The 12979-nt window shown below is 42.0% G+C and carries 9 protein-coding genes and 1 other annotated feature; all 9 genes read right to left on the bottom strand.

The genetic code is table 11. The features are described 5' to 3' along the window. Positions 1-51 precede the first annotated feature (51 nt). The 9 genes from fusA to rplJ all read right to left on the bottom strand — a co-directional run bounded on the left by fusA (position 52) and on the right by rplJ (position 12740). A complete protein-coding gene (gene fusA, locus DET59_RS17390; protein ID WP_113970886.1) occupies positions 52-2130 on the bottom strand; it encodes an elongation factor G in 2079 nt (692 codons plus the stop codon). A gap of 51 nt (positions 2131-2181) precedes the next feature. Then, positions 2182-2652, bottom strand: coding sequence for a 30S ribosomal protein S7 (gene rpsG, locus DET59_RS17385; RefSeq protein ID WP_034765993.1), 471 nt, complete (start codon positions 2650-2652; stop codon positions 2182-2184). Between the two features lie 42 nt (positions 2653-2694). Continuing rightward, positions 2695-3117, bottom strand: a complete 423-nt coding sequence (rpsL, locus tag DET59_RS17380; protein WP_032085266.1) for a 30S ribosomal protein S12 — start codon at positions 3115-3117, stop codon at positions 2695-2697. A gap of 99 nt (positions 3118-3216) precedes the next feature. Then, positions 3217-3465 (bottom strand): 50S ribosomal protein L7ae-like protein, encoded by a 249-nt coding sequence (locus tag DET59_RS17375; RefSeq protein ID WP_113970885.1) that lies wholly within the window; start codon positions 3463-3465, stop codon positions 3217-3219. 162 nt (positions 3466-3627) lie between these two features. Further along, positions 3628-7227, bottom strand: coding sequence for a DNA-directed RNA polymerase subunit beta' (rpoC, locus tag DET59_RS17370; RefSeq protein WP_113970884.1), 3600 nt, complete (start codon positions 7225-7227; stop codon positions 3628-3630). Between the two features lie 51 nt (positions 7228-7278). Next, complete coding sequence (gene rpoB / locus DET59_RS17365) at positions 7279-10836, bottom strand: DNA-directed RNA polymerase subunit beta (protein WP_113970883.1); 3558 nt, start codon at positions 10834-10836, stop codon at positions 7279-7281. A gap of 232 nt (positions 10837-11068) precedes the next feature. Further along, the gene (locus DET59_RS17360) at positions 11069-11677 is read right to left on the bottom strand and encodes a class I SAM-dependent methyltransferase (protein ID WP_113970882.1); all 609 of its coding nucleotides are present in this window, start codon (positions 11675-11677) and stop codon (positions 11069-11071) included. A gap of 145 nt (positions 11678-11822) precedes the next feature. After that, positions 11823-12182 (bottom strand): 50S ribosomal protein L7/L12, encoded by a 360-nt coding sequence (gene rplL, locus DET59_RS17355; RefSeq protein WP_113970881.1) that lies wholly within the window; start codon positions 12180-12182, stop codon positions 11823-11825. A 57-nt stretch (positions 12183-12239) separates the two neighbouring features. After that, positions 12240-12740, bottom strand: coding sequence for a 50S ribosomal protein L10 (gene rplJ, locus DET59_RS17350; RefSeq protein WP_113970880.1), 501 nt, complete (start codon positions 12738-12740; stop codon positions 12240-12242). Between the two features lie 42 nt (positions 12741-12782). Then, positions 12783-12927: a sequence feature (ribosomal protein L10 leader region), on the bottom strand. Positions 12928-12979: the final 52 nt, after the last annotated feature.

Below are 12979 nucleotides of genomic sequence, written 5' to 3'. Positions count from 1 at the left end.
ACAACAATTGCCTACATTAGTATTTATACTTTATAAAAGCGAATAAATCAATTATTCACCTTTATTTTTTTTGATGATTTCTTCAGAAATCGATTTAGGTACTTCTTCATAGTGATCGAAGTGCATGGAGTATGTTCCACGTCCTTGTGTGTTAGAACGAAGGGAAGTTGCATATCCAAACATTTCTGATAGAGGTACGAACGCTTTAACGACTTGAGCGTTACCGCGTGCTTCCATACCTTCTACGCGTCCACGACGAGAAGTTACATCACCCATGATATCTCCAAGGTATTCCTCAGGGATAACAACCTCAACCTTCATCATTGGCTCTAAGATTACCGGCTTACATTTAGAAGCGGCATTCTTAAGTGCCATAGAAGCAGCGATCTTAAACGCCATTTCAGAGGAGTCAACATCATGGTATGAACCATCGAATAATCTTGCTTTAACATCAACAAGTGGGAAACCAGCTAAGACACCATTTTCTAAAGCGTCCGTTAGACCGGCTTGTACTGCAGGGATGTATTCACGAGGAACTACACCACCGACGATACCGTTCTCGAATTCGAATCCTTTACCTTCTTCGTTAGGTGAGAATTCGATCCAAACGTGTCCGAATTGTCCACGTCCACCAGATTGACGGGCGAACTTACCTTCGACTTTAGCCGTATCACGGAAAGTCTCACGGTAAGATACTTGAGGAGCACCAACGTTTGCTTCAACTTTGAATTCACGTTTCATACGGTCAACGATGATATCTAAGTGAAGCTCACCCATACCTGCGATGATAACTTGACCTGTTTCCTGGTCAGTATGCGCACGGAATGTTGGATCTTCCTCTTGAAGTTTTTGTAGAGCTGTAGTCATTTTATCTTGGTCAGCCTTTGATTTAGGCTCAACAGATAGAGAGATAACCGGCTCTGGGAATACCATGGATTCTAAGATAACCAGACTCTTTTCATCACATAGTGTATCTCCAGTAGAAGTATCTTTCAAACCAACAGCTGCTGCAATATCCCCAGCGTAAACTGTAGAGATTTCTTCACGAGAGTTAGCGTGCATTTGCAGGATACGTCCTACACGCTCACGTTTACCTTTAGAAGAGTTTCTTACATATGAACCAGAATCTAATGTTCCTGAGTACACACGGAAGAATGTTAATTTACCAACATAAGGGTCAGTTGCAACTTTGAACGCTAATGCAGAGAATGGCGCATCGTCTGTTGATGGACGAGTTACTTCTTCTTCTGTATCAGGAACAAAACCTTTGATGTCTTCAACGTCTGTTGGCGCTGGAAGATAGTCAATAACTGAGTCAATTAATAATTGAACCCCTTTGTTTTTAAATGCAGATCCACAAACTACCGGGTAGAACTCGACAGTAAGTGTAGCCGCACGGATAGCAGATTTGATTTCTTCGTTAGAAAGTTCTTCACCTTCTAAGTACTTCATCATAAGCTCTTCATCAAGTTCAGAAACTGCTTCAATTAACTTTCCGCGGTATTCTTCAGCTTGATCTTTGTACTCTTCAGGAATGTCACGAGCTTCTGCACGCGTTCCAAGGTCATCTTCATAGAAGTAAGCTTTCATTTCTACTAAGTCGATGATACCTTCGAAATCATCTTCAGCACCGATTGGAAGCTGAATTGGATGCGCATTCGCTTGTAAACGTTCATGAAGCGTTCCAACTGAATAAAGGAAGTCAGCACCGATTTTGTCCATTTTATTAACGAACACAACACGAGGAACCCCGTAAGTTGTTGCTTGGCGCCAAACAGTTTCAGTTTGAGGCTCAACACCAGATTGAGCATCAAGTACTGCTACTGCACCATCAAGTACACGCAATGAACGCTCAACTTCAACAGTGAAGTCTACGTGTCCAGGTGTATCGATGATGTTGATACGATGGCCTTTCCATTGAGCTGTTGTCGCAGCAGAAGTGATAGTGATACCACGTTCTTGCTCTTGCTCCATCCAGTCCATTTGAGAAGCACCTTCGTGAGTTTCTCCAATTTTATGGATACGACCTGTATAAAATAGGATACGCTCAGTTGCAGTTGTTTTACCAGCATCGATGTGAGCCATGATACCGATATTACGAGTGTTTTCTAAGGAGAACTCTCTAGGCATGCGGTCTTTCTCCTTCCTTATATGAGAATGGTTTGTATGTTGTTGATCAGATTACCAACGATAGTGAGCAAACGCTTTGTTCGCTTCAGCCATCTTGTGTGTATCTTCACGCTTCTTAACAGAAGCTCCAGTGTTATTAGCTGCATCAAGGATTTCGTTAGCTAAACGCTCTTCCATTGTCTTCTCACCGCGAAGACGAGAATAGTTTACTAACCAACGAAGACCTAATGTAGTACGACGCTCTGGACGCACCTCTACAGGTACTTGATAGTTTGAACCACCAACACGACGAGCTTTAACTTCCAATACCGGCATGATATTCTTTAGAGCTGCATCGAATACTTCCATTGCATCTTTACCTGAACGCTCGCTAATGATATCAAACGCAGCGTATAGTTTCTTTTGAGCTTTACCTCTTTTACCGTCAATCATGATTTTGTTGATTAAACGAGTAACTAATTTTGAATTGTACATTGGATCAGGTAAAACGTCTCTTTTTGCTACAGGACCTTTACGTGGCATGTGATTTCCTCCTTTCAACGAGAAATGAATTTATAATTTTTATTATTTTTTAGCTGCTTTAGGGCGCTTAGTTCCGTATTTAGAACGTCCTTGCATACGGCCTTCAACTCCAGCTGTATCAAGCGCACCACGTACGATGTGATAACGTACCCCCGGTAAATCCTTTACACGTCCTCCACGAATAAGAACAACACTGTGCTCTTGAAGGTTATGTCCGATACCAGGAATGTAAGCAGTAACCTCGATTCCATTTGTTAAACGAACACGAGCATATTTACGTAGCGCCGAGTTCGGTTTCTTTGGAGTCATTGTACCAACACGAGTACATACACCACGTTTTTGTGGAGAAGACAAGTTCGTGTGCACTTTCTTAAAGCTGTTATAACCTTTGTTAAGTGCAGGTGACTTTGATTTAGTTGATTTTGACTGACGAGGCTTGCGAACTAATTGGTTAATAGTTGGCATTTTGTTTTCCTCCCTTCTTATTTGGTAAGCCCACACATCCAGGTGGTTCTTTTTTGGGTAAAAGTAAAGTTTTTGCAGATAGCTTCTACAAAAACTATTTTACTGTATAATCGCAACAGCTGCTGCTCCAACATCTATTCCGCACGATTTACCAAGTTTCTTCATAGAGTCCACTTTGTTAACCGGTACTTTAAGATCAATAGCGGCCTGAACTACTTTCGCTGTAACTTTGGGATCAGCATCTTCCGCAATAACAACTTCTAGTACATGACCTGTTTTCAGAGCTTTCACTGCTTGCTTTGTTCCTACAATAATTTCATTAGCCTGCGCTACTTTTTCATAAGACATTTCGTATCCTCCAAAGTAACAGGTTATTAATAGGAGCAACCTTGAATATATTATCATCTTAAAATCTCTATGTCAACATAGATTTAAAAGATTTATAAAAGCTAACTCTTAGAGCATGATGTTTGAGCAATCAAACACGCCTAAGAGTTAGCCTTAAATAGATTACTCTACTGTTACTGTTTCTTCACTAGTATCTTCTGCTAAAACCGGCTCTGCCTTGCGGTAACGTTGCATACCTGTACCGGCAGGAACCAATTTACCGATGATAACATTTTCTTTCAATCCAAGTAACTCATCACGTTTTCCTTTAATGGCAGCGTCCGTTAACACACGAGTTGTTTCCTGGAACGATGCTGCTGATAAGAAGGAATCTGTTTCAAGTGAAGCTTTGGTGATTCCGAGCAGTACAGGACGCCCTGTTGCTGGAAGCTTTCCGCCAAATAATGCTTTTTCGTTCGCATCTCTGAATTGATGGATGTCCATAAGTGTACCTGGCAGTACCTCAGATTCACCTGCATCAATAACACGAACCTTGCGTAACATTTGACGAACCATAACCTCAACGTGTTTGTCGCCGATTTCAACCCCTTGCATACGGTATACTTTTTGTACCTCACGCAGCAAGTATTCTTGAACAGCTGACACATCACGGACTTTAAGAAGTTCTTTAGGATCGATAGAACCTTCAGTGATTTCCTGACCGCGTACTACTTTATCGTTCACAGCGAATTTCAAGCGGGCTGTGTAAGGAGCTGTGTAACTTCTCGTTTCTACATCACCTTGAACGGTAATTTCGTACTGACGATCTTTTCCTTCACTGATGGAAGTAATAACACCATCAATTTCAGAAATAACGGCTTGACCTTTAGGGTTACGCGCTTCGAAGATCTCTTGGATACGCGGTAAACCTTGAGTGATATCGTCTCCTGCAACCCCACCAGTATGGAACGTACGCATCGTTAACTGTGTACCAGGTTCCCCGATGGATTGAGCAGCGATGATACCAACAGCTTCCCCGACTTCGACTTTTTGACCTGTTGCCAAGTTCGTTCCGTAACATTTCTCACAAACACCATGTCTTGTGTGACAGGTGAAAGCAGAACGGATCGAAACATGTTCGACACCAGCATCAATGATCGTCTTAGCTAAGTCTTCTGTGATCAGCTGATTTTCTGTCATGATGATTTCATCTGTCTCAGGGTGACGTAATGTTTTACGTGAGTAACGACCAAGTAAACGTTCTTCAAGAGGTTCGATGATTTCGGTACCCTCTTTAATGGAGCCTACAAGTAGGCCTCTGTCCGTTCCACAGTCTTCTTCACGAACGATTACATCCTGGGCCACATCAACAAGACGACGTGTCAGGTAACCTGAGTCAGCTGTTTTCAGTGCAGTATCGGCAAGACCTTTACGGGCACCATGTGTAGAGATAAAGTACTCAAGAACCGTTAAACCTTCACGGAAACTTGATTTGATCGGTAACTCAATGATACGACCAGCCGGGTTGGCCATCAGTCCACGCATACCGGCAAGCTGTGTGAAGTTAGATGCGTTACCACGGGCACCTGAATCACTCATCATGAAGATTGGGTTGCGTTTATCCAGTGTCGCCATTAATTTACCTTGAATGGTATCTTTCGCAGCACTCCAGATTGAGATGACACGATCGTATCTTTCATCCTCTGTAATAAGACCACGTTTAAATTGTTTTAATACGTTGTCTACTTTACTTTGTGCTTCGATTAAGATTTCTTCTTTTTCCGCTAGTACGACGATATCTGCGATACCAACCGTAATACCGGCTTTAGTAGAATATTTGAATCCTAAGTCTTTCATTTTATCAAGCATACGAGAGGTTTCAGTGATAGCAAACTTCTTGAATACTTCCGCAATGATATTCCCTAAGAAACCTTTTTTGAACGGGTTGATTAACTCACGGTTTTGGAATACTTCTTTAACGTCCGTTGACGGATCAACAAAGTATTGCTCAGGAGTAGCTACTTCCAAGTTTGTTCTTGTTGGTTCGTTAATGAACGGGAATGTATCAGGTAAGATCTCGTTAAAGATTACTTTACCTACCGTTGTTATCAATAATTGTTTGTTTTGCTTTTCAGTGAACGTTTTGTTGTTGATGGTGCTTGCATGGATCGCAATACGGGTATGCAAGTGTGCATAACCATTTTGATAAGCAAGGATGACTTCATTTGCATCATTGAAGATCATACCTTCACCAACAGCATTTTCACGCTCAAGTGTCAGGTAATAGTTACCTAATACCATATCCTGGGACGGAGTAACAACTGGCTTACCGTCTTTCGGATTAAGAATGTTTTGGGCAGCAAGCATCAGCATGCGTGCTTCAGCTTGTGCTTCAGAAGATAGAGGTACGTGAACCGCCATTTGGTCACCATCAAAATCCGCATTGTATGCAGTACATACAAGTGGGTGAAGACGGATCGCTCTACCTTCAACTAGAGTTGGTTCAAATGCTTGAATACCAAGTCTGTGAAGAGTAGGTGCACGGTTTAAAAGAACTGGATGTTCTTTAATAACCCCTTCTAATACATCCCATACTTCCGGTTGTACGCGTTCGATCTTGCGTTTTGCACTCTTAATGTTGTGAGCCAATCCTTTTTCAACAAGCTCTTTCATAACAAATGGTTTGAATAACTCAAGAGCCATTTCTTTAGGAAGACCACATTGATACATCTTAAGGTTAGGTCCAACGACGATTACAGAACGACCTGAATAGTCAACACGTTTACCAAGAAGGTTCTGACGGAAACGACCTTGCTTCCCTTTAAGCATATGTGAAAGGGATTTTAATGGACGGTTACCTGGTCCAGTAACTGGACGTCCGCGACGGCCATTATCAATTAAAGCATCAACCGCTTCTTGAAGCATACGCTTCTCGTTTTGAACGATGATACTTGGAGCACCAAGGTCCAATAAACGTTTCAAACGGTTATTACGGTTAATAACACGACGATATAAATCATTTAAGTCAGAAGTCGCAAAGCGCCCACCGTCAAGCTGAACCATCGGGCGAAGCTCTGGAGGAATGACAGGTAATACATCAAGAATCATCCAATCCGGATCATTTCCTGAGTTTCTGAAAGATTCCACTACTTCTAAACGTTTGATTGCACGGGTACGGCGTTGACCTTGAGCTGTTTTCAGTTCTTCTTTAAGGAAATCAGCTTCTTTATCCAGGTCAATGTCTTGAAGAAGCTTTTTAATCGCTTCAGCTCCCATTGCAGCTTGGAATTTCACACCGTATTTCTCACGATACGCACGGTACTCTTTCTCAGAAAGAAGTTGCTTTCTTTCTAGAGCCGTGTCACCCGGTTCTGTTACAACATAGGAAGCGAAGTAAATAACTTCTTCCAAAGCGCGGGGAGACATGTCTAAAACAAGTCCCATACGGCTTGGAATTCCTTTGAAGTACCAGATGTGGGATACAGGGGCAGCCAGTTCAATGTGACCCATACGTTCACGACGAACTTTAGCCTTCGTTACTTCTACACCACAGCGGTCACAAACGACGCCTTTATAACGTACACGCTTGTATTTTCCACAGTGACATTCCCAGTCCTTCGTAGGACCGAAGATACGTTCACAGAACAAACCATCTTTTTCAGGTTTTAATGTACGATAGTTAATCGTTTCAGGTTTTTTAACCTCCCCGAAAGACCACGAACGGATCTTATCGGGGGAAGCTAAACCAATTTTCATATACTCAAAATTATTTACATCTAGCAAGGGGCCTACCTCCCTTTTAATCTACAGGCTCTAACCCTAATTGCTCTAAATTTATTCTTTTGACCCTACTGTCTCGGATTCTTGTGTGTTAGATTCAGAGATATTTAGCGTGTCAGCTTGTTGTACTTCTTCTTCTTCATCTAAGTCACGCATTTCAATTTCTTCTTCGTTGCTAGAGAGCATCTTAACATCCATACCTAAACTTTGAAGCTCTTTGATCAGAACCTTGAAGGATTCCGGAACTCCCGGTTCAGGAACGTTTTCACCTTTGACAATGGCTTCGTATGTTTTCACACGACCCACAACATCATCAGACTTAACTGTTAGAATTTCTTGCAGAGTGTAAGCAGCACCATAAGCTTCAAGTGCCCATACCTCCATCTCACCGAAACGTTGTCCACCGAATTGAGCTTTACCCCCGAGTGGCTGTTGCGTAACAAGTGAATAAGGACCAGTTGAACGTGCGTGAAGTTTGTCATCGACCATGTGAGCAAGCTTGATCATATACATGATCCCCACTGATACACGGTTATCAAACGGTTCACCTGTTCTACCATCATATAGAACAGTTTTCGCATCACGTGCCATACCGGCTTCTTCTATGGTTGCCCATACGTCTTCTTCACGCGCTCCATCAAATACCGGTGAAGCGACATGTACACCAAGATATCTCGCTGCCATACCTAAGTGAAGCTCAAGCACCTGTCCGATATTCATACGTGATGGTACCCCTAATGGGTTCAACATGATATCGATCGGTGTACCGTCCGGTAAGAACGGCATGTCTTCTTCAGGAAGGATCCTCGAGATAACACCTTTGTTACCGTGACGACCAGCCATTTTGTCCCCTTCAGAAATCTTACGCTTCTGAACGATGTATACACGTACAAGCTGGTTTACACCTGGTGGTAATTCATCGCCGTCTTCACGATTGAAGACTTTGACATCGAGGATGATTCCTCCCCCACCATGTGGTACACGAAGGGAAGTATCCCGGACTTCACGAGCTTTTTCGCCGAAGATTGCATGTAATAAGCGTTCTTCAGCAGTCAGCTCCGTTACACCCTTAGGCGTTACTTTACCAACAAGTAAATCGCCATCTTTTACTTCAGCACCGATGCGGATGATTCCACGCTCATCAAGATTGCGAAGTGCATCTTCACCAACGTTTGGAATATCACGAGTGATTTCTTCAGGTCCTAATTTCGTATCACGAGATTCAGACTCATATTCTTCAATATGAATGGAAGTATATACATCGTCTTTTACAAGACGTTCACTCATGATGATCGCATCTTCATAGTTGTAACCGTCCCAAGTCATGAACCCAACCATTACGTTACGTCCTAAGGCGAGTTCCCCTTTTTCCATTGAAGGACCATCAGCAAGGATTTCTCCTTTAACTACCCGGTCACCTTCACTTACGATCGGACGCTGGTTGTAACATGTACCCTGGTTGGAACGGATGAATTTTTGCATACGATATTTATCGAGGTCACCTTTTACTTCTTGACCGTCGATTTCTTTCACACGACGTACCCAAACTTGTTTCGCTTCAACCTTTTCTACAATACCTTCATATCTACAAATCACAGCTGCACCAGAGTCTTTCGCAGATACGTGTTCCATACCCGTTCCGACGATCGGTGATTCAGGATTCATTAATGGTACTGCTTGTCGCTGCATGTTCGCTCCCATAAGAGCACGGTTAGAGTCATCGTTCTCCAAGAAAGGAATACATGCTGTCGCAGCTGATACTACTTGTTTAGGAGATACATCCATGTAGTCCAGACGTTCGCGCTTGATAACCGTGTTTTCACCACGGAAACGAGCGATGACTTCTTCATCAAGGAAGGCTCCGTCATCACCAAGACGCGCGTTTGCTTGTGCCACTACGTAGTTATCTTCTTCGTCTGCTGTCAAGTAATCGATACGATCGGTTACTTTCCCTGTATCAGGGTCAACACGACGATACGGCGTTTCGATAAATCCGAATTTATTCACTTTCGCAAATGAAGAAAGTGAGTTGATCAGTCCGATGTTCGGTCCCTCAGGCGTTTCAATCGGACACATACGACCATAGTGGGAGTAATGTACGTCACGCACTTCGAATCCTGCACGTTCACGCGTTAATCCACCAGGTCCTAAAGCAGAAAGACGACGTTTGTGCGTTAATTCTGCAAGAGGATTCGTTTGATCCATAAATTGAGACAATTGAGAGCTTCCAAAGAACTCTTTCATTGATGCGATTACCGGACGAATGTTGATCAGTTGTTGAGGCGTGATCGTGTTTGTGTCCTGGATGGACATTCTTTCACGAACGACACGCTCCATACGTGATAAACCGATGCGGAATTGGTTTTGAAGCAATTCACCTACCGAACGTAAACGACGGTTACCTAAATGGTCAATATCATCCGTTAGTCCTACTCCGTGTAATAAGTTAAAGAAGTAAGAAATAGAAGAGATGATATCTGCAGGTGTAATGTACTTAACCTCTTCTTCAACATACGCATTGCTGATGACATTAATCTCAAACTCTCCCTCTTCGTTAGGAGAATAGATTTTGATAGATTGAAGAACAACGTCTTCTTCTAACACGCCACCAGACTGTTGGTAGTTTTTAAACCCGATGCCATTCTCTAAATAAGGAATAACCTTATCAAGAGCGCGACGATCAAGAACCGTGCCTTTCTCTGCCAGAATCTCACCCGTTTCCGGATCTGCTAGAGTTTCTGCTAGAGTTTGACCGAATAAACGGTTCTTAATGTGAAGCTTTTTGTTCATTTTGTAACGTCCAACGTTTGCCAAGTCATAACGCTTGGGATCAAAGAAACGAGAAACGAGTAAACTTTTAGCATTTTCTACTGTAGGAGGCTCTCCTGGACGCAGACGCTCGTAAATCTCGAGCAATGCCTTGTCGATACCTTCCGTGTTGTCTTTCTCGAGCGTGTTACGAATGTACTCATTATCACCGATCAAATCGATGATTTCTTGATCAGAGCCAAACCCAAGGGCACGTAAAAGAACCGTTACCGGTAGTTTGCGAGTTCGATCAATTCGTACATATACAACATCTTTCGCATCTGTTTCATACTCAAGCCAAGCTCCGCGGTTTGGTATAACGGTAGCAGTAAACCCTTTCTTTCCGTTCTTATCTACTTTTCCGCTAAAGTAAACACTAGGTGAACGTACTAACTGAGAAACGATAACGCGCTCAGCACCATTGATGACAAAAGTACCTGTGTCTGTCATTAATGGGAAGTCACCCATAAATACGTCTTGATCTTTTACTTCTCCTGTTTCCTTGTTCACAAGACGGACTTTTACTCTAAGCGGTGCAGAGTAAGTAACATCTCTTTCCTTTGATTCTTCCACCGAGTACTTTGGCTCTCCCAGACTATAATCAATAAATTCCAAGGAGAGATTACCAGTGAAGTCCTCAATCGGAGAAATGTCACGGAACATTTCTCTTAACCCCTCATCAAGAAACCATTGATACGAGGAAGTTTGAATTTCGATTAAATTCGGTAATTCTAAAACTTCACTGATACGCGCAAAACTTCTGCGTTGGCGGTGTCGTCCATACTGAACTAGTTGACCTGTCAACTGATTCACCCCTCAAATCAAGCGTTTTGGTTGTGTCTATATGCCTTCAAGTAGGAATGCTACTCTACACAAGACAAAAAGAAAAAGGGTTTTAATGATAAAACCTCATTTTCAAATGACGAACTATTATTTTATAATCTTTTCCATTTTATCCAATATGTATACATATGGACATAATACCGGAAAATAATATTTTTGCATTTTATAATGTTATCATAGCAGTAAAGCTACGTCAACGGATTTCTTTTACCGATCTCAAGATATAGTATCCCTTTTTCCTAGCGACAATTTCTACATTTGAAAACAATTCTTCCATTTTATCCATGGCAGACGGAGCACCTTGCTTCTTCTGAATAACGACCCACAATTCACCATTCTCCTTCAGGTAGTCATAACTAGTTTCAAGAATCGAATGAACCGTTTCTTTCCCTGCTCTTATCGGCGGGTTTGTTAAAATGGCCGCAAATTCCGTTTCAACGACATTCGTATATCGGTCACTTTGATAGATGCTCACGTTTTGAACTTTATTCTCCCTAGCATTTTCTTTCGCTAAAGACAACGCTCTCTCATTTACATCAATCATATGAACCATACGATCATCCATGTCTTTCGCTAAAGACAAACCGATCGGACCATACCCACAACCGACATCCAGTAACGGACCCGTTACGCCAGGTAATTCAAACGTTTCAATCAAAGCTCTAGATCCAAAGTCAACTTCCTTTTTTGAGAAAACACCTTGATCCGTTTTGAAACGAAATGAATGTCCTCTTAACTCAAAGGTGATCGTTTGGGGGTTACTCTCTACATCAGGGTTATGAGAATAATAGTGATTGGTCATTATATCATCTCCATCCATTCTTACATCACGTCTATTAACCATCATTCCCAAAAGGGCTGAAAATTACGGACATGTTTATATTCTGATAGAAGCCAGACAAGAAAAAAGCCCGCCAAATATAGCGAGCTTTTCATCTATACAATCATTACTTAACTTCTACGCCAGCTCCAACTTCTTCAAGTTTAGCTTTAAGTTCTTCTGCTTCCTCTTTAGAAATACCTTCTTTAAGAGCTTTTGGAGTGTTATCAACCATTTCTTTCGCTTCTTTAAGGCCAAGACCTGTGATTTCACGAACAGCTTTGATAACTTTGATTTTTTGAGATCCAGCGCTCTCAAGGATTACGTCGAATTCAGTTTGTTCTGCAGCAGCTTCTCCGCCACCAGCAGCAGCAGCTACAGGTGCAGCAGCAGTTACTCCGAATTCTTCTTCGATTGCTTTAACTAGATCATTTAATTCAAGAACTGACATTTCTTTAATCGCGTCAATGATTTGCTCTTTACTCATTTTAAATTTCCTCCTTGTAATGTGTGCTTAATTTTTATTTAAACGACTTGCTTTAACTTACGCGCCTTGCTCTTCTTTTTGATCTGCAACGGCTTTTGTTGCCAATGCAAAGTTGCGCATTGGTGCTTGAAGCACGCTGAGTAGCATAGAAAGAAGTCCTTCGCGGCTTGGAAGTTCAGCGATTGCTTTAACGTCCTCAACTGAAGTGATTGTTCCTTCAATGACACCCGCTTTGATTTCAAGCGCTTCGTGTTCTTTAGCAAAGCTGTTAATAATCTTTGCAGGTGCAACTACTTCTTCACTGCTGAACGCGATTGCGTTAGGACCAGTTAAGAATTCGTTTAACCCTTCAAGACCAGCTTCTTCTGCCGCACGACGTACCATAGTGTTTTTGTACACTTTGAAGTCGATGCCAGCTTCACGGAGTTGTTTACGAAGCTCAGTTACTTCGGAAACATCCAGACCACGGTAATCTACAACGATTGTAGATACACTGTTTTTTAGCTTGTCAGAGATTTCTCCAACGATATGTTTCTTTTGTTCTAGAATGCTGCTCATCATTACACCTCCTGTAGATTGACTGATGAACATTTATACCGTCATCCAATAAAAAATGCCCTTATATCAAGGTAGACATAAGGGCATTGCAAACACGCTATAAGCGGTTATTTTATCGCAATTACCTCGGCAGGGCATTAAGCTCTTAACGAGCACCTACTGTCTACGGTACAAATGTATTCATTTTTTTAACAACAGAACTAATTATAATCACTAGTCCCTAGTAAGTCAATACCAAA

Origin of the sequence: Rossellomorea aquimaris (genome assembly GCF_003315075.1) — a bacterium.
GTDB classification, from domain to species: domain Bacteria; phylum Bacillota; class Bacilli; order Bacillales; family Bacillaceae_B; genus Rossellomorea; species Rossellomorea aquimaris_C.
The sequence above is the reverse complement of the archived record's forward strand: the minus strand, read 5'-3'. Positions and strand labels throughout refer to the sequence as shown.

Excerpts from the sequence above, each read along its gene's own strand:
- rpsL (WP_032085266.1), bottom strand. The coding sequence starts at position 3,117 with ATGCCAACTATTAACCAATTAGTTCGCAAGCCTCGTCAGTCAAAATCA.
- fusA (WP_113970886.1), bottom strand. The coding sequence starts at position 2,130 with ATGCCTAGAGAGTTCTCCTTAGAAAACACTCGTAATATCGGTATCATG.
- rplL (WP_113970881.1), bottom strand. The coding sequence starts at position 12,182 with ATGAGTAAAGAGCAAATCATTGACGCGATTAAAGAAATGTCAGTTCTT.
- rplJ (WP_113970880.1), bottom strand. The coding sequence starts at position 12,740 with ATGAGCAGCATTCTAGAACAAAAGAAACATATCGTTGGAGAAATCTCT.
- rpsG (WP_034765993.1), bottom strand. The coding sequence starts at position 2,652 with ATGCCACGTAAAGGTCCTGTAGCAAAAAGAGACGTTTTACCTGATCCA.
- DET59_RS17375 (WP_113970885.1), bottom strand. The coding sequence starts at position 3,465 with ATGTCTTATGAAAAAGTAGCGCAGGCTAATGAAATTATTGTAGGAACA.
- DET59_RS17360 (WP_113970882.1), bottom strand. The coding sequence starts at position 11,677 with ATGACCAATCACTATTATTCTCATAACCCTGATGTAGAGAGTAACCCC.